Origin of the sequence: Pseudomonas fluorescens HK44 (assembly GCF_000217955.3) — a bacterium.
Taxonomy (GTDB): Bacteria; Pseudomonadota; Gammaproteobacteria; order Pseudomonadales; family Pseudomonadaceae; genus Aquipseudomonas; species Aquipseudomonas fluorescens_AQ.
On sequence record NZ_AFOY02000018.1, the window covers coordinates 88,459 to 110,048 of the forward strand.

General features: G+C 59.2%; 19 protein-coding genes and 1 pseudogene. 15 read left to right on the plus strand and 5 right to left on the minus strand.

Annotated elements, in window-relative coordinates; translation table 11 throughout:
- Together HK44_RS21905 and lnt are read left to right on the plus strand one after the other, a co-directional pair.
- A complete protein-coding gene (locus HK44_RS21905) occupies nt 1-840 on the plus strand; it encodes an HlyC/CorC family transporter (protein WP_019691823.1) in 840 nt (279 codons plus the stop codon).
- A gap of 8 nt (nt 841-848) precedes the next feature.
- Complete coding sequence (gene lnt, locus HK44_RS21910; protein ID WP_019691822.1) at nt 849-2,372, plus strand: apolipoprotein N-acyltransferase; 1,524 nt, start codon at nt 849-851, stop codon at nt 2,370-2,372.
- 155 nt (nt 2,373-2,527) lie between these two features.
- On the opposite strand, the gene HK44_RS21915 is transcribed toward lnt, so the two are convergent.
- Both HK44_RS21915 and HK44_RS21920 read right to left on the minus strand, forming a co-directional pair.
- Nucleotides 2,528-3,289 (minus strand): YdcF family protein, encoded by a 762-nt coding sequence (locus tag HK44_RS21915; RefSeq protein ID WP_019691821.1) that lies wholly within the window; start codon nt 3,287-3,289, stop codon nt 2,528-2,530.
- Nucleotides 3,290-3,425: 136 nt separating this feature from the next.
- Nucleotides 3,426-3,749 (minus strand): hypothetical protein, encoded by a 324-nt coding sequence (locus tag HK44_RS21920; protein ID WP_019691820.1) that lies wholly within the window; start codon nt 3,747-3,749, stop codon nt 3,426-3,428.
- Nucleotides 3,750-4,056: 307 nt separating this feature from the next.
- On the opposite strand from HK44_RS21920, the gene leuS reads away from it, so the two are divergent.
- The 3 genes from leuS (at nt 4,057) to holA (ending at nt 8,435) form a co-directional block, all read left to right on the plus strand.
- Nucleotides 4,057-6,663 carry a leucine--tRNA ligase gene (gene leuS, locus HK44_RS21925; RefSeq protein WP_019691818.1) on the plus strand — a complete coding sequence of 869 codons (2,607 nt, stop codon included), beginning with the start codon at nt 4,057-4,059 and terminating at the stop codon, nt 6,661-6,663.
- An 89-nt stretch (nt 6,664-6,752) separates the two neighbouring features.
- Entirely contained in the window at nt 6,753-7,358 is a 606-nt protein-coding gene (gene lptE, locus HK44_RS21930) for an LPS assembly lipoprotein LptE (protein WP_019691817.1), read from the plus strand.
- A 39-nt stretch (nt 7,359-7,397) separates the two neighbouring features.
- Nucleotides 7,398-8,435: a DNA polymerase III subunit delta gene (gene holA / locus HK44_RS21935; RefSeq protein WP_019691816.1), complete on the plus strand. Its 1,038-nt coding sequence runs from the start codon at nt 7,398-7,400 to the stop codon at nt 8,433-8,435.
- A 97-nt stretch (nt 8,436-8,532) separates the two neighbouring features.
- Here the strand turns inward: holA and HK44_RS21940 are convergent, their stop codons facing one another.
- Complete coding sequence (locus HK44_RS21940; protein WP_019691815.1) at nt 8,533-9,423, minus strand: esterase/lipase family protein; 891 nt, start codon at nt 9,421-9,423, stop codon at nt 8,533-8,535.
- 389 nt (nt 9,424-9,812) lie between these two features.
- On the opposite strand from HK44_RS21940, the gene HK44_RS21945 reads away from it, so the two are divergent.
- Together HK44_RS21945 and HK44_RS21950 are read left to right on the plus strand one after the other, a co-directional pair.
- Nucleotides 9,813-10,583: a hypothetical protein gene (locus tag HK44_RS21945; protein WP_019691814.1), complete on the plus strand. Its 771-nt coding sequence runs from the start codon at nt 9,813-9,815 to the stop codon at nt 10,581-10,583.
- A 44-nt stretch (nt 10,584-10,627) separates the two neighbouring features.
- Nucleotides 10,628-11,377, plus strand: a complete 750-nt coding sequence (locus tag HK44_RS21950) for a hypothetical protein (RefSeq protein ID WP_141651762.1) — start codon at nt 10,628-10,630, stop codon at nt 11,375-11,377.
- An 86-nt stretch (nt 11,378-11,463) separates the two neighbouring features.
- On the opposite strand, the gene HK44_RS21955 is transcribed toward HK44_RS21950, so the two are convergent.
- Nucleotides 11,464-13,533 (minus strand): AsmA family protein, encoded by a 2,070-nt coding sequence (locus HK44_RS21955; protein WP_019691812.1) that lies wholly within the window; start codon nt 13,531-13,533, stop codon nt 11,464-11,466.
- 385 nt (nt 13,534-13,918) lie between these two features.
- On the opposite strand from HK44_RS21955, the gene HK44_RS21960 reads away from it, so the two are divergent.
- From HK44_RS21960 to HK44_RS21995, 8 genes and pseudogenes are all read left to right on the plus strand, one after another.
- Nucleotides 13,919-14,437 carry a hypothetical protein gene (locus HK44_RS21960; RefSeq protein ID WP_024265124.1) on the plus strand — a complete coding sequence of 173 codons (519 nt, stop codon included), beginning with the start codon at nt 13,919-13,921 and terminating at the stop codon, nt 14,435-14,437.
- Nucleotides 14,438-14,594: 157 nt separating this feature from the next.
- The gene (locus HK44_RS21965) at nt 14,595-15,227 is read left to right on the plus strand and encodes a TetR family transcriptional regulator (protein ID WP_019691809.1); all 633 of its coding nucleotides are present in this window, start codon (nt 14,595-14,597) and stop codon (nt 15,225-15,227) included.
- 313 nt (nt 15,228-15,540) lie between these two features.
- A complete protein-coding gene (gene ureE / locus HK44_RS21970; RefSeq protein ID WP_019691808.1) occupies nt 15,541-16,041 on the plus strand; it encodes an urease accessory protein UreE in 501 nt (166 codons plus the stop codon).
- The gene (locus tag HK44_RS21975; protein ID WP_019691807.1) at nt 16,038-16,712 is read left to right on the plus strand and encodes an urease accessory protein UreF; all 675 of its coding nucleotides are present in this window, start codon (nt 16,038-16,040) and stop codon (nt 16,710-16,712) included. Before ureE ends, HK44_RS21975 begins: the two co-directional genes overlap by 4 nt.
- A 23-nt stretch (nt 16,713-16,735) precedes the next feature.
- On the plus strand, nt 16,736-17,350 hold the full coding sequence (gene ureG / locus HK44_RS21980; protein WP_019691806.1) for an urease accessory protein UreG: 615 nt from the start codon (nt 16,736-16,738) through the stop codon (nt 17,348-17,350).
- 38 nt (nt 17,351-17,388) lie between these two features.
- Nucleotides 17,389-17,961, plus strand: coding sequence for a HupE/UreJ family protein (locus HK44_RS21985; protein ID WP_019691805.1), 573 nt, complete (start codon nt 17,389-17,391; stop codon nt 17,959-17,961).
- A 173-nt stretch (nt 17,962-18,134) separates the two neighbouring features.
- Nucleotides 18,135-19,268: an AGE family epimerase/isomerase gene (locus HK44_RS21990; RefSeq protein WP_019691804.1), complete on the plus strand. Its 1,134-nt coding sequence runs from the start codon at nt 18,135-18,137 to the stop codon at nt 19,266-19,268.
- A gap of 140 nt (nt 19,269-19,408) precedes the next feature.
- Nucleotides 19,409-20,434: pseudogene (locus tag HK44_RS21995) on the plus strand (IS110 family transposase).
- A 286-nt stretch (nt 20,435-20,720) separates the two neighbouring features.
- Here the strand turns inward: HK44_RS21995 and HK44_RS22000 are convergent.
- Entirely contained in the window at nt 20,721-21,488 is a 768-nt protein-coding gene (locus HK44_RS22000) for an SDR family oxidoreductase (protein ID WP_024265125.1), read from the minus strand.
- Nucleotides 21,489-21,590: the final 102 nt, after the last annotated feature.

Sequence of the window (21,590 nt, forward strand, 5' to 3'; positions counted from 1 at the left end):
ATGAGCGAAGATCGATCGAGCAACGGGCAAAAGTCCTGGCTGGGTAAACTCACCCAGGCTTTTGCCCACGAGCCGAAAAACCGTCAGGAGCTGCTGGAGCTTCTGCGTGATGCCCATCAGAACAAGTTGCTGGACAGCGAAGCGCTGGCCATCGTCGAGGGTGCTATCCAGGTCGCTGACCTGCAAGTACGCGACATCATGGTCCCACGCTCGCAGATGGTCAGTATCAAGGCGACCCAGACACCCCGTGAATTCCTCCCGGCCGTGGTTGAGTCCGCACACTCGCGTTATCCGGTGATCGGCGAGAGCCACGACGACGTCATGGGCGTATTGCTGGCCAAGGACTTGTTGCCGCTGATCCTCAAGGAGAACGGCGACAGCTTCAACATCAAGGATTTGCTGCGTCCGGCCACCTTCGTGCCCGAGTCCAAGCGTCTGAACGTGTTGCTGCGCGAGTTCCGCGCCAACCATAACCACATGGCCATCGTCATCGACGAATACGGCGGCGTGGCGGGTCTGGTGACCATCGAAGACGTGCTCGAACAAATCGTCGGCGACATCGAAGACGAGCACGACGTTGAAGAAGACAGCTACATCAAGCCACTGCCAAGCGGCGACTTCCTGATCAAGGCCCTGACGCCGATCGAGAACTTCAACGAGTTCTTCGACAGCGAATTCTCCGACGACGAATTCGACACCGTTGGCGGCCTGGTGATGAGCGCGTTCGGACACCTGCCAAAACGCAACGAAATCACTGAAATCGGCGCCTATCGCTTCCGCATCCTGAACGCCGACAGCCGTCGCATTCACTTGCTGCGCTTGACCCCTATAGCCCGTTAAGGACTGACATGCGTTGGATCACCCGCCCCGGCTGGCCCGGTAACCTGCTGGCCGTGGCGGCCGGTGCACTCACCACTCTGGCCTTGGCGCCGTTCGATATCTGGCCGCTGGCATTGCTGGCGGTCGGATTTTTCTATGCAGGCTTGCGTGAACTGACACCTCGTCAGGCACTGGGTCGCGGTTGGTGCTTTGGTTTCGGCCTGTTTGGCGCCGGTACCAGCTGGATCTACTACAGCATCCACAACTTTGGCGGCGCTTCGATGCTGCTCGCCGGGTTGCTGATGCTGGCTTTCACCGCTGCGATTGCCTGGTTCTTCGCCCTCCCCGCCTGGCTCTGGGCGCGCTGGTTGCGCCGTAACGAAGCGCCATTGGCCGATGCCTTGGCATTTGCGGCACTGTGGGTGGGTCAGGAAGCGTTTCGTGGCTGGTTCCTCACCGGTTTTCCATGGCTCTATTCCGGTTACAGCCAACTCGACGCCCCGCTTGCCGGATTGGCGCCATTGGGCGGCATGTGGCTGATTTCCTTCAGCCTGGCCCTGACCGCCGCGCTTGCGTACAACCTGCCACGCCTGATCAGGGCCGGACGCAAAGGTTTTATTGTCGCAGGCCTGCTGTTGCTGGCCGCGCCCTGGGTCATCGGCCTGTCGCTCAAAGACCACGCCTGGACCAGCCCTTCGGGTAACCCGCTGAGCGTCGCGGCGATTCAGGGCAACATCGAACAAAGCATGAAGTGGGATCCGGCGCAGCTCAACGCGCAACTGGCGCTGTACCGCGACATGAGTTTCAGCTCCAAACGTGTCGACCTGCTGATCTGGCCGGAAACCGCGGTCCCGGTGCTCAAGGAGTCTGCCGAGGGCTACCTGAACATGATGGGCAGCTTCGCCGCCGACCGTAACTCGGCACTGATTACCGGCGTGCCGATCCGCCAGGAAGTGCATCAAGAGAGACGCTTCTTCAATGGCATCACGGTGGTTGGCCAAGGCGATGGCACTTACCTCAAGCAGAAACTGGTGCCGTTTGGCGAATACGTACCGCTGCAAGAGTTGCTGCGCGGCCTGATTGCGTTCTTCGATCTGCCAATGTCGGATTTCGCCCGCGGTCCGGCTGATCAGCCGTTATTGCAAGCCAAGGGTTATCAGATTGCACCGTTCATCTGTTACGAAGTGGTCTACCCGGAATTTGCCGCCAGCCTTTCGGCGCGCAGCGATTTGCTGCTGACCATCAGCAACGACACCTGGTTCGGCACCTCCATCGGCCCGCTGCAACACATGCAAATGGCGCAGATGCGGGCGCTTGAGGCTGGCCGCTGGATGATTCGTGCAACCAACAATGGCGTCACCGGATTAATCGACCCCTTCGGCAAAATCACCGTGCAAATCCCGCAATTCGAACGCGGCATTCTCTACGGCGACGTGGTGCCGATGCACAACCTGACGCCTTACCTGCAATGGCGCTCGTGGCCACTGCTCATCCTTTGTGTACTGCTGTTTGGCTGGGCACTGTTGACCAGCCGGATCGCCAAGACGGTTTAAGCACTTGTGGCGAGGGAGCTTGCTCCCGCTGGAGTGCGAAGCGCTCCCAACCCGGTCACTACGGTTCTTCAGGTGATACCGAAGCGACCGGTTTGCGGCTGCTGCGCACCCGAGCGGGAGCAAGCTCCCTCGCCACAGAGGTGGGAACGATCAATTCAGCGGTAAAAGATCGAATACCCGATCTGCCCCACGGCCTCATTCAACAACTGGCCCGATCGCCAGATTGATTTGAACGTTGGCATCCAGCCGCCCAACGGTTCGGCATTATCGGTGCCTAAAAAGCCCACCGGTGCCGGCACCACGGTAAATCCCGCCCGCTCGAAACTCCAGACGCTGCGCGGCATATGCCAGGCTTGCGTCACCACCACGACCCGCTTAAACCCTAAAGGCTCCAGCATTTCGGCGGTGAATTGAGCGTTTTCCCACGTGGTGAGGCTGCGCCCTTCCTGCCAACGCACCGTGACCCCAAAATCATCCTGCAACGAATCGGCCATCATCTTTGCTTCGGTCGGTGGCGTGCCATAGTGCAGGCCGCCACTGGTCAACACGGGCAGGCCCGATGCCTTGGCCAGTCGCGCCGCATAGCGCTCGCGCTCCAGCGCCACGCCGGTCGGCTGATCGGAACCCCAGGCAAGGTCACCGCGTTCGCGCCCCGCCCCCAACACCACAATCACATCCGCGCGCTCGGCCAGAGTCGCCCACTCGCTGCGGGCCAGCGGTGCTTCACGCTCAAGGGCCTTGGCGCTCCACTGCACAACGACCGGCAAGCTCATCAAACAGAACCCTCCGGCCCCCAAGGCAAAACACAGCCCCGCAAGGCGTGGTCTTGAGCGGCGCAACCACCAGGCAAGCGCAAGCAACAGCAAAAATATACCGGGCGGCAGAAGCAATTGTTTAACGAAATAACGAAAGGGCATCGAGCATCTCCAGAGATGCCCGAAGCCTAAGTGGGTTGAAGCAATGCGACAACTAAGATGGAAGGCCTTTTCATCAAAAAGCCATCATGGGCGACATCATGCGCCCGCTTGGGGCAACAAACATTTGCCTGATCACTTACTTGACCAGCAGGGACCGGACCTTTACCGCGTCTCTGCGAGATAGCTTGTCTTGCAACCAGATAATTTTCGCCGAACGGGGGACGTCCTTAGGCTTCACTGCTTCTGATGACAAGCATCCTTGCGCCTCACGCTCACTACGGTCCAGATAAGCCATGATCAGTTCGAACTCTGCGCGGCTCAACCCGCGAAGTTCCAGCTCCACCGGACGCTCATCGCGTAACCGGCCAGCTGTCCTTGCGGCATCCAGGGCCAGCCCCAGGCGCTCTATCAGCTTTTCGTACAACTCCGGTTTAGTTACTTTTCGTTGTGACTCAACCATCCCTCACCTCATTGAAGATAAGACTCACTCCCCATCTAGAGCTTAGCTTCGCTGAGCAAACCGTTCAGGTGCCGCGACCAACGGCCCTAGGGTCTGTTGACGTTGGGTGGCGAGCCACCCAACGTCAACAGACCCTAGGCGTGTAATCAGGGTTTCCCTCGGTAGAGCGCGGTCATGTATGCTACGGCGCTTCCTGTAACTCCACTTCCAGCTCGGCTGGGCATCGAAAACGCCACTTTTGGCGTCATCAGCGTCCAGCGTTGCATTGAAGAGGATTAGGCCACCCCTATTCAGTTCAAAAGTAGCCATGCACGAACACTATCAGCCCCGCGAAATCGAAAATGCTGCCCAGTCGTTCTGGGACGAGCAAAAGTCCTTTGAAGTCAGTGAACAGCCAGGCAAGGAGACGTTCTACTGCCTGTCGATGTTCCCTTACCCCAGCGGCAAGCTACACATGGGGCACGTGCGCAACTACACCATTGGCGACGTGATCTCCCGTTATCAGCGCATGCAAGGCAAAAACGTCCTGCAACCCATGGGTTGGGACGCTTTCGGCATGCCGGCGGAAAACGCCGCAATGAAGAACAACGTAGCGCCCGCCAAGTGGACCTACGAAAACATCGCCTACATGAAATCCCAGCTGCGCAGCCTGGGCCTGGCGGTCGACTGGTCACGCGAAGTCACCACCTGCAAGCCTGATTACTACCGCTGGGAACAATGGCTGTTCACTCGCCTGTTCGAAAAAGGCGTGATCTACCGTAAAAACGGCACCGTGAACTGGGACCCGATCGACCAGACCGTTCTGGCCAACGAACAGGTGATCGATGGTCGCGGCTGGCGCTCCGGCGCGCTGATCGAAAAACGCGAAATCCCGATGTACTACTTCAAGATCACCGCTTACGCGGATGAACTGCTGGAGAGTCTCGACGACCTGCCGGGCTGGCCTGAGCAAGTCAAAACCATGCAGCGCAACTGGATTGGCAAATCCCGCGGCATGGAAGTGCAGTTCCCGTACAACGTCGACTCGATCGGCGAAACGGGCGCGCTGAAAGTCTTCACCACCCGTCCGGACACCCTGATGGGCGCGACCTACGTTGCCGTGGCAGCCGAGCACCACCTGGCAACCCTGGCCGCGCAGAACAACCCTGAGCTGCAAGCGTTCATCGCGCAATGCAAAGGCGGCAGCGTGGCCGAAGCCGACGTTGCCACCCAGGAGAAAAAAGGCCTGCCGACCTCGCTGTTCGTCGAGCACCCGCTGACCGGTGAAAAACTGCCGGTGTGGGTCGCCAACTACGTGCTGATGCACTACGGCGATGGCGCGGTCATGGCGGTACCGGCACACGATGAGCGTGATTTCGAATTCGCCACCAAGTACGGCCTGCCGATCAAGTCCGTGGTGCGCACCAGCGCTGGCGACGAGAACCCGGCGCCGTGGCAGGACGCCTACGGCGAACACGGCACGCTGATCAACTCCGGCGAGTTCGACGGCCTGGACTTCGCGGGCGCGTTCGACGCCATCGAAGTGGCCCTGATCAAGAAAAACCTCGGTGCCTCGCGCACCCAGTTCCGCCTGCGCGACTGGGGCATCAGCCGCCAGCGTTACTGGGGCTGCCCGATCCCGATCATCCACTGCGATACCTGCGGTGACGTGCCGGTGCCGGAAGACCAACTGCCTGTCGTGCTGCCGGAAGACGTCGTACCCGATGGCGCCGGTTCGCCATTGGCGCGTATGCCCGAGTTCTACGAATGCATGTGCCCGAAATGCGGCGCGCCTGCCAAGCGTGAAACCGACACCATGGACACCTTCGTCGAGTCCTCGTGGTACTACGCCCGCTACGCCTCGCCGCACTATGAAGGTGGCCTGGTAGAAAAATCCGCGGCCGACCACTGGCTGCCGGTGGATCAATACATCGGCGGTATCGAACACGCGATCCTGCACCTGCTCTACGCGCGCTTCTTCCACAAGCTGATGCGTGACGAAGGTCTGGTGAGCTCCAACGAACCGTTCAAGAACCTGCTGACCCAGGGCATGGTGATCGCCGAGACTTACTATCGTCGCGAAGCCAACGGCGCTTATACCTGGTTCAACCCGGCGGACGTCGAGCTTGAGCGTGACAGCAAAGCCAAGGTTATCAGCGCCAAGTTGAAAGCTGACGGCTTGCCGGTGGAAATCGGCGGGACCGAGAAGATGGCCAAGTCGAAGAACAACGGGGTCGATCCACAGTCGATGATCGATCAGTTTGGCGCAGACACTTGCCGCCTGTTCATGATGTTCGCCTCGCCACCCGACATGAGCGCGGAATGGTCCGACTCTGGAGTAGAAGGTTCGCACCGTTTCCTCAAGCGCGTCTGGCGTCTTGCTCAAGCGCACGTCACCCAGGGCCTTCCGGGCAAACTGGACGTCGCCACCTTGAACGACGAGCAGAAAGCCATTCGCCGTTCGATCCACCAGGCTATCAAACAGGCCAGCCACGACGTGGGCCAGAACCACAAGTTCAACACTGCCATCGCCCAGGTGATGACGCTGATGAACGTGCTGGAAAAAGCCGCACAAGGCACCGAACAGGACCGCGCGCTGATCCACGAAGGCTTGGAAACGGTGACCCTGCTCCTCGCCCCGATCACCCCGCACATCAGCCATGAGCTGTGGCATCGCCTGGGTCACGTCGATCCGGTGATCGATGCCGGTTGGCCGGTTCTGGACGACAGCGCGCTGGTCCAAGACAGCCTGCAACTGGTGATTCAGGTCAACGGCAAGCTGCGCGGCCAGATCGAAATGCCGGCCAGTGCCAGTCGCGAAGAAGTCGAAGCCGCCGCACGGGCCAATGAAAACGTGCTGCGCTTTGTCGACGGCCTGACTATTCGTAAAGTGATCGTAGTGCCCGGAAAACTGGTCAATATCGTCGCTAGCTAATTGGATCAGGCGCAAGGTCCGTACCTGGCGCCGAACAGAACCTTTCGGGTCGCACGCTCGGCCCACATGGTTTCAAGGGGAGCAACAAGATGATCAAACGCAATCTGCTGGTGATGGGGCTCGCCGTTCTGTTGAGCGCCTGCGGCTTCCAGCTGCGCGGTACCGGCACCGCCGAACTGGCGATCAGGGAACTCGACCTGAGCGCGCGCAACTCGTATGGCGAAACTGTGACGCTGATGCGTCAGGTGCTTGAAAGCAGCGGCGTCAAAGTCTATGCCAGCGCACCTTACAAGCTGGTATTGACCAACGAACAGGAAACCCAACGCAGCCTCAGCTACTCCGGCGGCGGCCATTCGGCCGAGTATGAGCTGACCACCGTGCTGAACTATCAAATCGTGGGCCACAACAAGCTGTCCCTGCTCGACGACAAACTGCAAGTGCAGAAGGTCTTCATCCACGACGGCAGCAACATCACTGGCTCCGACCAGGAGGCCAACGAAGTGCGCAAGGAAATGCGTCGCGACCTGGTGCAACGCATGATGCTGCGCCTGCAACAGCTTACCCCGGCTCAGCTTGATCAGTTGCAACAGACTGCCGATGACCGTGCCAAAGCGGAAGCCGACGCGCTGGAGGCAGCCCGTAAAGCTGAAGCGAACACTCCGCGTCAGTCACCTATGCAAGTGCCGACCGAGTAAGTCGTACGGGGCGCTCCGGCGCCCCGTTCGCCCTGTCTTATGAAACTAGCCCCCGCCCAGCTTGGAAAACACCTGCAAGGCACCCTCGCGCCCGTTTACATCATCAGTGGCGATGACCCACTGCTGTGTCAGGAAGCCGCCGACGCCATCCGTGTCGCGGCCCGCCAGCAAGGTTTTGACGAGCGCCAGGTATTCAGCGCAGACGCCAGTTTCGACTGGGGTACGCTGCTGCAAGCCGGCGCCAGCATGTCGTTGTTCGCCGAAAAGCGTCTGCTGGAGTTGCGCTTGCCGTCCGGCAAACCGGGCGACAAGGGTGCAGCAGCGCTGATGGAGTACTGCTCACGCCCCGCCGAAGACACCTTGCTGCTGATCAGCCTGCCAAAGCTCGACGGTAGCGCACAAAAAACCAAGTGGGGCAAGGCGCTGGTCGAAGGCCCGCAGACCCAGTTCGTGCAAATCTGGCCGGTGGATACCAACCAGTTGCCGCAGTGGATTCGTCAACGCCTGTCCCAGGCCGGGCTTGCCGCCAGCCAGGACGCTGTCGAACTGATTGCAGCAAGGGTGGAAGGCAACCTGCTGGCGGCCGCCCAGGAAATTGAAAAACTCAAGCTGATGGCCGAAGGTGGCCAGATCACGGTCGAAACGGTGCAAGCCGCAGTCGCCGACAGCGCGCGCTTCGATGTTTTCGGGCTGACCGATGCCATTCTTAACGGTGAAGCGGCGCACGCCTTACGCATGCTTGAAGGTTTGCGCGGCGAAGGCGTCGAACCACCGGTGATTCTTTGGGCGCTGGCCCGAGAGCTTCGGCTACTGGCCAACCTGTCGCTGCAATACAGCCAGGGTGTGCCGCTGGACAAAGCCTTCAGCCAGGCGCGACCGCCCGTCTGGGACAAACGCAAACCCCTGATGAGCAAAGCCCTGCAACGCCATTCGGCGCAGCGCTGGGCTCAACTGCTGCTCGATGCCCAGCGGATCGACGCACAAATCAAAGGCCAGGCTGCCGGTTCGCCGTGGATGAGCCTGAGCCGCTTGTCGTTGTTGATGGCCGGTCAGCGCCTCAACTTGCCAGCTGAATAAAAGATAGTCCGAACGCGGCCCGAACCTGTAGCAGCTTCACATGGACCGCATCCCCCTGAGCGGCCGCAAGCGGCGATCTTTTCTGCGGCACAACACGTCAAACTCCCGCCGCCTTCAACCGCTGCGCATGCTCGACAAATAATCGCACCGGGTCAGCGCCTTTGCCTACCAGCCCCAGCGACTGGTTGACGATGTCGAAGTGATCCAGCGGGTATTCATCGCCAATCACCGTGCCAAGGTGTGAGCTGTAGCGCCCGACCATGCCGTCGCAATGTCCCACCTCACGGACGAAGGTGGTGGCGAACAAGCGACAGCTGCGGTTGGTGCCATCGAACAGGTTGCCACCACAGTCGGTCTTGCCCGGCTGCAAGGTCCCGGACCACGAGTAATAGCGCACGCCGTTTACCAACTCCGGCCCATGCCCGCCCCAGGTCTCGGGCAATCCCTGTGGATAACGCTGATTGAACAGCGCGACCCCTTCGCTGGTCAGCGAGTTGTGCGAGGCATGTACATCCACCGGCCATTTGTGCCTGCGATAACCGGTTTCCAGCAGGCCCATCAACCACGCAACCAGCTGCAACAAGGCACTCAGCACACGGCCTTTCGCACTGTCGGGTGGACAGTGTTTGTGCAGGTAGTCCGCCAGCTCCGAGCCATGGTTGGGCCCCGCTACCGAGGTCACCGAGGCCACCTGGTCCGGGCGTTTGGCGGCAGCGTAACGGGCGGTCAGCGAACCTTGGCTGTGGCCGATCAGATTGACTTTGCCCGCTCCGGTTTCGCGCAATATCTCATCGATTTGCACCAACAGTTCTTCACCGCGCACTTCGTTGGAATTGACGGGCGAAACCTGTACCGCGATCACTGTCGCCCCATCCCGGCGCAGCGCCGAAATAATCCCGTACCAGTAGGGGTAGAACAGCAGGCGAATAAACCCGAGCATTCCCGGGACGAGCACTAAGGGATAACGCGTGGAGGTCTCTCGCGACATGGGCAGACAACCTTGTGATCGATGAAAAGGCCCAAGGGGGATGCAAGACGTCGATCTCGAGCATCGCCACCGAAGATGACACCTTCACCACCAGTCTATGACATTCCCGGCTCGCTATTTCACGCCTGTCACTCACACTTAAGAAGCGGACACACTGGCGACATGACGATTATATTCAGCGAATTGTAACAACAGCAGACTTACCGCAGTCAAATAACGACACACATTCTTAATGCACACCCGAAAACAGCGCCCTCTTAAACTAACAACCACAGAACCACACCGCAGCAATCATCGAGTTACAAACTCACGCTCGACTTAAAATCCCAGTTGCTTATATTTCAAATCACAGACAAGAAGTCTGCAATCAAACAACAAGGACTCTTTTTATGCACATTGAACAACGCCTCGAATTTCTTGATACGCTTCCTGCTTTACCAGCTTCGAGCTTTACACCTCGAGTCGCTGCGTTCAGCTCACTGATCGACCCACCGGTCGACCCAAACAAAGAAAGCGGCACCGTCGGTCCGGAAATGATGAACATTTACATGCCCGGCGTCTCGGTGCAAAACCGTAAAGACGTTGACAACTGCAAGTTGCTAGTTCAAAACGCCGCAACACAACTGTATGACCCAATCAAGCAACTGCACGAGTGGTACAAGTACTACACCGAGAGCCTCGCCAAACTTGGCTGGGTCACCCAGGCGTCCCAAGTCAAGGATATAACCATCAGAAAAACCGGCCTCTCCATGGATGCTGTAGCCTTTGAGATACTTCAGGGCCTGGTGGGTGCAAATGCCCCCCAATTGCTGGCGCTCGCTGGCAAAGCCGTTGATGGCGTGAAAAATAATGAGGGCCTGATCAATATTTACAATCGCAATGCCAAAATTGGCTATGAAGCCAAGTTTGACATGTCGCCAGTCTGGCAAACCCGCGAAGGTTCGCCAATGATGATTCTTAACTGCACATCCGTGGATGTCAGGGAAAGCACTCGGGGCATTCTCTGGTGGAAGTCGACCAGTCAATCCACCGCTGTAAAATCGGCAGCATCGGCCGTTTATCTCAACGTGGATACCTATGACCAAGTACGTGCTGCCGTTCTTAAGAAGCTTGGCCAGGCTGCCGAAGACTTCCTGGACAGCATTCCGGGCTTTCAATAATTACATTCAAGTAAATTGATGAAAACCGAGGCCAATGAGTACTCATGGCCTCCGTTCCCGCCAATCCGCTTTCATCTCATTTTCCCGGAGCTTTTATGAAGTCTATGACACCCGACATTTACCTCGTCGACGGAAACATTACACTTTTTTACGGTTCACATTCCGAGGGCTATAAAAAAGACATTTTGCATTCCAGCCTACTGGCACAACTGATCGCCAACAGCACTCCCGATACTGAGCTCAATGCTTACCGAAAAACCCTGAGCATCTTCTCCTGGGCAACCAATAGCTTCGAAAACCGAAGAATCAAGAAAGAACCTTCGAGCCTGTTGACCCTTGCAAAGACAGGTTTATCCAGCGCATTAACGGAAGAGCAATTACAACAATTTAGCAACGTATTTACCATCATAAAACAGCTGCCTGATGATTCCCCGATCATTGAGGCGATATTGAATAAAACTCAAAGAGAACACATTCCCGCCGCCAACCCCGACACCTCCTTACCCAGTGTAAAACCCACCTTCAGCATCAGCATGCTTCTGACAATTGTCCGCGAAAACAAAACAACCCTTTCACTTCAAATATCGTTCGAAACTTCCCGCTCCGTTGACATCACGATTCTCGATCAAGTGATCCCCGAAAAGACTATTCTCGGTGACCCCGAAACCTTCTTATGGACTACCCATCTGCTGGAAGAGAAGTACGACGCCATCAGAAACCAGGTGACTGAAAAGCTGGGAAGCAAGGTAGACACCCACCTTTTTCACGTAGATCCAACTGCACTAATACACTAAATGAAAGACTGAAGCGCCAAAGGCATGCAGTGCATTAATGGCGCTGCGAACGCCATTGGCGCTCAAAGCCGCTGTTGGTGCCTTCTTCAACCCTTGACGGTCTTTGGCACCTTACCCGCCTTCATCTGCTCCAACAACGGTGCGCACTGATTCGGCTCGCCGCCACTCGGCGCTACCAGTGCCAGAAGCCCCGCCGCCGGACCGGCAATCACGCCCAGCGCCACCATCCCCGCGCCCCGCAGCATCAACGGTACGCCCTTCACGCCGGTATCCGGCTTGATGAACTTGCCGCGCACATACAGCGGCGAACGCAACGAGATCAGCCGCACGCCCTTGGACTCTGGCGTGATGGTCAGGTCGAGCTGCTCAGTGGCCATGTTCGCCGTGCCGTCGATGTAGACGATCGCGTTCTCGGTGTCGAACACAAACAGCCGGGAGGTCGCCAAACCGCTCTTGACGTCGAAGTCGGCCGCCGCGCAGTTGATCTTCACGTCCTGGTCGCCAAAGATTTTCCCGACCACATAATTGCCGACGTTCAACCCAGCCAGCTCCATCAATTGACGACTGATCGCACCATCATTCATCAACAGCTTCAGATCGCCGTTGGCGCTGCCCAGCAACGCTGCCACCGAGTTGCCGTGACCTGCGAGGTCGGCGTCACCGTTGAGCTCACCGAAGCTGGTCTTCATCGTCTCGAAGCTCGGGAACAGTTGCTTGAGTTTGAAGCCGCGCGCGGTCAGCTTCGCCCGTCCTTCCAGCGGCGTGGCAAGGCCATTCAGACGGATCTGCGCATCGAGCTTGCCGCCCGCGACACCAAAGCGCAGCGGCTCCAGGCTGATTTGACCATCGTTGAGCACCAGATGCGTGTAGAGATCGGTAAACGGCAGCTTCTCGCTCTGAACGATGCGTTTGCCGGTGAACTCGACATCGGCGTCCATATCGCGCCAGCGCTCGGTACGGAACTCCTCGACCGGCAATACCTTGTCTGCTGGCTGCTTGCTTTCGCCGCCTCGGGCCTTTTGCTTGGCATTGGAGTCGGCGCCGATCAACGGCGCGAGGTCGGCGAACAGCAGTTGATTGGAGACCAGCGCACCACTGAGCTTGGGCCGTGGCTGGCTGGCGACATACATCAGGTCGCCGTGAATATCACTGCCGCCGATGGCGCCGTTGAATGCCTCGTAGTGGAACGTCGCACCGTCCGCCTGGCGCAGGTTGGCGATCAAGTGACCGTCGGTGGCGTAAGGCGGCGAAGCCGGCAGGGGTATACCGGTCAAGGGATAAAGATTGCCCAGGCTGGAGCCGGCCAGTTTCAGGCGCAGGTCCAGTGCGCCGAGGTTCAGCGGGTCGGTCAGGGTGCCGGCCAGCTCGACACTGGTGTCGGCAATCTTCACCTGCGCGTGCAACGGGAACGGCTTGGTCGCGTCCTGTAATGCCAGCAGCCCACCGACCTTGCCTTCACCCGTCAGTTTCTGACCGTGATACTGGCCTTTGACCTTCAGCGCGAACGCATAGTCTTGCGGCGCCGAGCCCTTCTCCAGCGCTTTCTTCGCGGCTATATCACCAACGATGTCGCTGAACGGAATCGGCTTGCCCAGCAGATCGATCAGCAGGTCGAGCTGAGTGTTGAGGCCCTGATCGTCGAGCGTGACGTGGCCTTTGTCGAAGCCGATTGCGCCGATGTCTACCCCCCAGCGGGACGGTTCGGCATTCGGGTCTTTCGGATCGAACTTGAAGGTCCAGTTGGCGCGGCCATCGGCCAGGCGTTGCAGGTCGGCATTGGGTTCGGTGAGGTCGATACGCGGAATCACTACCCGCTGCGCCACTAGAGCCAACGGCGAGATCCGCAACTCGACGCGTTTGAGGCTGACCATTTGCGGCTTTTTCGACCAGTCCGGGTTGCCCAGGCTCAAGTCCTCGGCCACCACATGCGGCCATGGCACCCAGGCGCGCCAACCGCCTTCATCGATTTCACGTTTCCAGGCCACCGTCAGATTGCCGTTGATGGCAAAGGGTCGGTGCAGTTCTTCAGAAACTTTGGTGTTGAGCGGCGGTTTGATCCGGTTCCAGTCGAAGAACGCGATGATCACCACCAGCAGCGCCATCAACAGCACGAGACTGCCGACACCCCAAATGAGAATTTTACGAGTGCGCGTCATTGCACAGGGCTCCTGATTACGACTCAGCGCCCGAACTGCGACGCACGTATGAAACGGTAGGCCAGAAATCGGCGGATTATGGAAATTACGACTGGCAAATGCCCCGCAGGTTTAACGCCCCGTCCATTCGGGCATAAAAAACCAGTTTTCCTAACCACTCAGCCAGCTTCCGTTACCCGCTCCGCACTTTTCCGTCGCGCGAGTGAGTCGAAAATACCCACCTCGGTGCAAAAGCGTTCCGCGGAAACGTCCGTTCTAGAGGCTTTCCGCCGAACAATCAATTCCGTTGATTATTACCATTGCCTTTATGAACTTTTATATCGACTTATCGAGAGTAGCATTAGCTTCGTACCCACTTTATAGCCCTCCCGAGGAGCAGCCCATCATGAAACGCCAATTACTGCTTAGCCTGACCCTTTCGATGTTAGCCAGCACTGCTTTTGCTCTGCCATCTGCCGAGCAGGCAACCCCGCAAGTCAAATTCAGCCATTCGGCTTATAGCCAAACGGTTGCCGACGGGGCCAATGGTAACGAACGTCTGAAAGAAAAAGGCCTGATCACTCAGGACGGCTACGACAAGACACCACAAGGTCAGACCCTGGCCTCCGACGGTTCCGACCGCACTCCACAAGGTCAGACCCTGGCTTCCGATGGTTCCGATCGCACTCCACAAGGTCAGACCCTGGCTTCCGATGGATCCGATCGCACTCCACAAGGTCAGACCCTGGCTTCCGACGGTTCCGATCGCACCCCACAAGGTCAGACCCTGGCTTCCGACGGATCCGATCGCACTCCACAAGGTCAGACCCTGGCTTCAGACGGATCCGATCGCACTCCACAAGGTCAGACCCTGGCTGAAGGTGGTGGTGACCGCGTGATCGAACGCAATGCTAGTCTGAGCTAAGGCCATGCTGGCCCGGAAAAAAGCCCGATCTCCTGGATCGGGCTTTGACTTTATGTAGCTCGCACTCCCCGCCTCACGTTCCTTTACTCAAGTTCGACGCCAGCAAAGCCGATTTGCTAGAGTGCGCCGCTGTCCTTGATTAGAAGTCAGCCTCCTGATGCTGCCCCGCGCCGAACAGAAACAACAGACCCGCAACGCCTTGATGGACGCTGCCCGCCACCTGATGGAATGCGGCCGAGGATTCGGCAGCCTGAGCCTGCGTGAAGTGGCGAAAACCGCTGGCATTGTCCCGACCGGTTTCTACCGGCACTTTGCCGATATGGATCAGCTAGGCCTGGAACTGGTCAGGGAAGTCGGCCAGACCTTCCGCGAAACCATCCGCCTGGTGCGCCACAATGAATTCGTCATGGGCGGGATCATTGATGCCTCGGTACGAATTTTCCTTGATGTGGTCGCGGCCAACCGTTCGCAGTTCCTGTTTCTGGCGCGCGAACAATATGGTGGCTCGCTGCCAGTGCGCCTGGCCATCGGCAAACTGCGCGAAAACATCAGCTCGGACCTGGCCGCTGACCTGTCCTTGATGCCCAAACTGCAACACCTCGATTTTGCCGGGTTGTCGGTGATGGCCGACCTGATCGTCAAAAGCGTGTTCGCCACTCTCCCCGACATCATCGACCCGCCCGCCGAAGCCTTGCCCGTGCACCTGACGCCACAGGCGAAGATCACTCAGCAGCTGCGTTTTATCTTTATCGGCTTGAAGCACTGGCAAGGACTGGGCAGTACCGAGTAATCGTTCCCACGCAGAGTGCTGATCGTTCCCACGCTCCCGCGTGGAAAACAGCCCGGGACGCTCCGCGTCCCTTTGACGGCGTAACGCAAAGCGTCACCGGAGGCATTCCTTTGCTGCGCGTGGGAACGATCAATCAACCGCGCTGTAATTTGGTGCGCGCCAGAGTGCCACGCACCAACTTCACCCGGCTCACCTTCAAATCACGCAACATCCAGAAACATCTTCTACGCTCTGACAGGGTTTTCCTACGTCTCGGCCGATTGGCAAGCCCCTTGCTCTAGCCTGAGCATTGTCCTTTGCTGGAAGCCTTCCAATGCTGGTGATTCATCGCAGAATCGACCCTCAACCCGTCTGGGCCGCCGAGTTGCACCTGAACTTCGAGGCGCGCAGTAAAAGTCGCTTGCGCTGTTTCAGTGCCGAAGGTGAAGACGTCGGGTTGTTTTTGGAGCGCGGGCAGCCGCCACTGTACGACGGCGAATGCCTGGCGGCCGAAGACGGCCGCATCGTCCGCGTCTGTGCCCGCCCCGAACAACTGCTGCACGTCACCTGCGCCAATACGTTCGAACTGACCCGCGCCGCCTATCACCTGGGCAACCGCCACGTTGCCCTGCAAGTCGGTGACGGCTGGCTGCGCCTGCTCGACGATTACGTGCTCAAAGCCATGCTCGAACAGCTGGGCGCGCAGACCGCAAACATCGAAGCCGCGTTCCAGCCGGAGCACGGCGCCTATGGCGGTGGCCATCATCATTCGCGGCACGGCGACGAGGACTTCAACTATCCGCCGAAACTGCATCAGTTCGGCGTACGCACGTGAACCCGGCCTGGGCGCTGCTGCGTCTGGCCAGCCCGCAATTGCCGATTGGTGGCTACAGCTATTCCCAAGGCCTGGAAATGGCTGTGGATAACGGCCGCGTGACGAATCCGTCATCAGCCAAACGCTGGATCAGCGATCAGTTGCTGCTCAACCTGGCGCGCTTCGAAGCGCCGCTGCTGCTTGCCCATTGCACCGCCGCGGTCAATGACGACTGGCCACAGCTGCTGCAACGCTGTGAGGAACACCGCGCCAGCCGGGAAACCCGCGAGCTGCATCAGGAGAGCCGCCAAATGGGCTATTCCCTGCAGCAACTGCTCAACGGCTTGCCGGAACTGGATGACGCCGCCCGCAGCTTTCTCGCACAACGCAGCGAACCGCATCTGGCGCTCGGCTGGGCGCTGGCTGCCCGCGCCTGGCAGATCAGCCCGCAAGACGCACTCGCCGCCTGGCTCTGGAGCTGGCTGGAAAATCAATTGGCAGTGTTGATGAAAACCCTTCCGCTGGGCCAGCAAGCCGCACAACGCCTCACCAGCGAACTACTGCCGCTGCTGCAACAGGCGCAGCAAAACGCCTCAAGCATCGACCCTCAACATTACGGCAGCGCCGCTTTCGGCCTGTCCCTGGCGTGCATGGCCCATGAGCGCCAGTACAGCCGTCTGTTCCGTTCCTAGGGCCTGTTATTTTGGAGAATCACATGAACACACAACCTCTGCGCGTCGGCATCGGCGGCCCGGTCGGTTCCGGCAAAACCGCGCTGACTTTGGCCCTGTGCCTGGCGTTGCGTGATCGCTACAACCTGGCAGTGGTCACCAACGACATCTACACCCGCGAAGACGCCGATTTTCTGGTGCGCAACGAAGCGCTGGCCCCCGAACGGATCATTGGCGTGGAAACCGGCGGTTGCCCGCACACGGCGATCCGCGAAGATGCGTCGATCAACCTCGAAGCGGTAGATCAACTGAACCGGCGCTTTCCCGGTCTCGATCTGATTCTGGTGGAGTCCGGTGGCGACAACCTGTCGGCGACCTTCAGCCCGGAACTCTCGGACCTGACGATCTACGTGATCGACGTCTCGGCCGGCGACAAGCTGCCACGCAAGGGCGGACCGGGGATCTGCAAATCCGACCTGCTGGTGATCAACAAGATCGACCTGGCGCCACTGGTAGGCGCATCGCTGTCGATGATGGACAGCGACACCCGGCGCATGCGAGGCGGTAAGCCGTTTGTCTTCAGTAACCAGAAAACCGGCCAGGGCCTTGAAGAAATCATCGCCTTCATCGAGCGCCAGGGGTTGCTGACCGCAGCCTGAAACTTATCCACACGCGTTATCAACAAGGAAGCTTATTCATGACACTCAAACGCATCTCCGCCGCCGCTGCCCTGCTGCTTACGCCCGCCCTGGCCTTCGCCCACCCCGGCCATGGCGACAACGGTTTGCTGGCCGGTATCAGCCACCCGATTGGCGGTCTCGACCATGTGCTGGCGATGCTGGCCGTGGGGTTATGGGCCGCGCAACAAAAGGGCGCAGCGCGCTGGGCGCTGCCGTGTGCCTTCGTCGGCGTCATGCTGATCGGCGGAATGCTCGGGTTTGAGGGCTTGAACCTGCCAGCGCTGGAGAGCGGGATTGCCGCTTCGGTGCTCGCGTTGGGCCTGGCGGTGGCATTGGCGGTGCGTCCACCGTTGAGCCTGGCGATTGGCGCAACGGCACTGTTTGCCTTGTTCCACGGTGTGGCGCATGGCCTGGAGCTTCCGGCCATGTCCAGCCCGTGGACTTATGCGATGGGTTTTGTCGCGGCAACCGCTGCCCTGCATGCTGCCGGTTTCGCACTGGTGCGCGTGTTGCCGCAAGCCGCTGCGCCGTTGGTTCGGCTGGCCGGTGCTGCTTCAGCGGCAACCGGAGTCTGGTTGCTCGCCGGCTGAGTTTTCTATTGTCAGCACCGGCCCCATCGCGAGCAGGCTCGCTCCACATTGGTCCTGCGCACACAACTCCATTGTGGGAGCGAGCCTGCTCGCGATGAGGGCCGGACAGACACTGCTTCTCTCAGGCCTGCTACCATGTCGCGCAAACACTCCTGCCGTGACGACGCCAGCCAATGCCCGATGCTCCCCGCTCCGCCTCCCAGCCTGAATTGAATACCCTGTTCGCCACCGTGCAGCAGCACTTCCTGGACGTGATCGTGCCGCTCTGGCAAGGTCCCGGCTGGAACGCAGACATGGCGCTGCCGTATGAAGCACTGGACGCCGAGCACCGGCCATTGCCGCCACAACGCTACCGAGCCATGGCCTGCGCGCGGCAGCTGTACCTGTTCGCCAGCCTGATCGGTGATGTACCGGCTGCCGAAGAGCGGGCCGCCGCGCTGTTTCGCTCGTTGCAACGGCATTTCCACGATGCTGAGCACGGCGGCTGGTTCTACAGCATCAATGCCCATGGCGCACCGCTGGATCAGCGTAAAGACCTCTACACCCACGCCTTCATTCTGTTTGCCTGCGCCCATTACTGGGCCAAGGTTCGTGAGCCGTTGGTTGCGTCGGTGCTCAATGCTGCACTGGAAGTCGTCGCCCAGCGTTTCGCCACAGACGACGGTCTGTACGAAGCCTGCCTCGACCGCGACTGGTCATCGCTCCAGTCCGGGCCGTTGCAGAACCCGCTGATGCACCTGGCCGAAGCGTTCCTCGCCACCCTGTCAGTACGCGACGACGCCCCGGTCGAGGCCTCGCTCAATGCACTGTGCGAGGCCATGCAAAAGCACTTCATCGACCCGCAGCACGGGGTGATGATGGAAAAACCGCTGGGGGCTGTGGATAACTGGTTTGAGCCGGGGCATCAATTCGAATGGTTCTTCCTGCTGGAGTCATCGGCGTTGCTGCGCGGATCAACACTGCACGCCTCGCTGACCCGCGCATTCCCGCTCACCGAACAACTGGGCGTCAATCAGCAAACGGGCGCAGTGCGAGCGATGCTCGACCTTGAACTGGACGGCCGACCTCGTGATGAGACCCAGCGCATCTGGGCCCAGGCAGAATACCTGCGCGCCCTGACTTTGCGTCCGGACAGCGAAGCGTTGCTTGAGCGTCAATTGAACGCCTTGCAACAGCGCTTCGTGCATGCTGGTGGCTGGTACGAGTGCCTGGACAGGGATGGCGCGGTCAGCCGCCGGGACATGCCGTCGACCACGCCTTACCATTTGGCGACCTGTTATCGCGGCCTCGCCGAATATTTCGGCTGACAGAAAGACCACCATCGCGAGCAGGCTCGCTCCCACAGGGATCGGCTAACACCAGAGATCAAATAATGAAATGGCTACCCCCGCCGCCCCCTGTGATCGCCCACTAAGCTTTCGCAGGGGGCTCATCGGAGACCGTTGCCATGAACAAAGTAGCTATTGCCGCCATCGATCTGGGAAAACACTCTTTCCATCTACACGCGCAAGATGATCGTGGTCATGAGTTTACCGCAAAAAGTTTACTCGTGCGGCGCTCATGCAGCACCTGATGAATCTCGAACCCTGCACCGTTGTGATGGAAGCCTGCGGCGGAGCCCACTTCATGGCGCAGGAGGTCGCGAAGCTGGGACATACGCCCAAGCTCATTGCCCCGCATCTCGTACGCCCTTACGTGAAAAGCAACAAAAACGACTTCGCTGATGCCGAGGCGATCTGCGAGGCGGCGACTCGTCCAACAATGCGCTTTGTACACCCCAAAACCCAGGCTCAGCAGCTGCTGGCCATGCTCAACTCGACACGCGATTCGTTCATCAAAGAGCGCACCGCGACCGTCAATCGGATTCACGCAGCGCTTTTGGAGGTCGGCGTCAGTCTGGCCACAGGCTTCAAGCCCATCAAAGAACTGCCCGCTCGGCTTGAAGCGAGTTCAATTCCTGTGCCCATCAAAAAACTTCTGACGAGGTTGCAGGAGCACTTCACCTATCTGGATGGGCAGATCAAGACGCTGGACAAGGAAGTGGAATGCCAGGCCGCCGAAGATGATCTGGCGGCTCGTTTGATGACCATGCCCTGCGTAGGCCCGATCACCTCCAGCGTCCTGGCTGCCGAATTGGGCGATGGCAAGCAGTTCAAATGCGGCCGAGGCTATTCGGCCTCAATCGGGCTGATACCCAAACAGCATTCTACGGGCGGCAAGACCGTCCTGCTGGGCATCAGCAAGCGAGGTGATCGCAACCAGCGGCGCCTGCTTGTCCAATGTGCCCGTGTTTACCTGATGCAACTGGACCGACAGAAAGGCTGGCTGGCGGACTGGGTCCGGCAGCTATTGGCCCACCATCACTCCAACCATGTGGTCTGCGCGCTGGCCAACAAGCTGGCAAGGATCGCCTGGGCGATTGCTGGCCCACCACACTGAATTTGATGCAGGGCCAACCGCGATGAACGCCTGACCCTGCTGTCACCCGAGCACCACCCACCTGGTTTTGCGATGCTGGATAACAGATGACGTGAACGGCTAACCGGCCTGACGACAACCCTGAGCTCCCACACGGCTGAAAGGCCGTTCGAATAATTAGGATCGTTAGGCATCGATTCTCATCGAGGCGCGGGGTTGCCACCCCACACAGACGCCGGATAGATGAAAGCAAGCCAAACACGCATCAAAAACAGTATTGCAGAAAAGGGGGTAACCATAGATGTGGGAGCGAGCCTGCTCGCGATGAAGGCGACTCGGTCTTACGCTTTGCTACTGCGGTCGATTGCAAACCCGCCCCAGGTCTGGCTCACCGGCATCAACTCCAGACGGTTGATGTTGATGTGCGCCGGGGCATTGAGGACCCAGAAAATCGTCTCGGCGATGTCCTGCGGCTGGATCGGCTCGGCACCCGCGTAAGTGGCGTCGTAGCGTGCCTGGTCACCGCCAAAGCGCACCAGCGAGAACTCGCTTTCACACAGGCCCGGCTCGATGTTGCTCACCCGCACACCGGTGCCTTGCAGGTCGCAACGCAGGTTCAGCGAGAACTGTTTGACGAACGCTTTGGTCGCGCCATACACGTGGCTGCCCGGGTATGGGTAGTTGCCGGCGATGGAACCCAGGTTGATGATCCCGGCACCGCGGCCGTGGGCGATCAAGCGTGGCAGCAGCAGGCGAGTGCTGTACATCAGGCCTTTGATATTGGTGTCGACCATGGTCTCCCAATCGTCCAGATCGCACTTGGGCGCAGGGTCTACACCCAGGGCCAGGCCCGCGTTGTTGATCAGCCCGCGCAGCTTGGCAAACGACGGCGGCAGGTTGTCGATCGCCTCCTCCATGGCCTTGCGGTCACGCACGTCGAGCACCAGGCCATGGACTTCGGTCTGCTTCGACAATTCGGCGCACAAGGCATTCAGACGCTCTTCACGACGGCCTGTCAGTACCAGTTTCCAGCCGGCCTCGGCAAAACGACGGGCACAGGCTTCACCAAAACCGGACGTCGCGCCGGTAATAAACAGGGTGTTGGACATCGTGTTCTCCTGGTTTGGGCTGATACGCAGCCGTTGGAATAAAAACTCAACCAGCAGCATGCCCGGCCCGGAGCGCAGCGGCAACCAGGTCATTGGTGATCA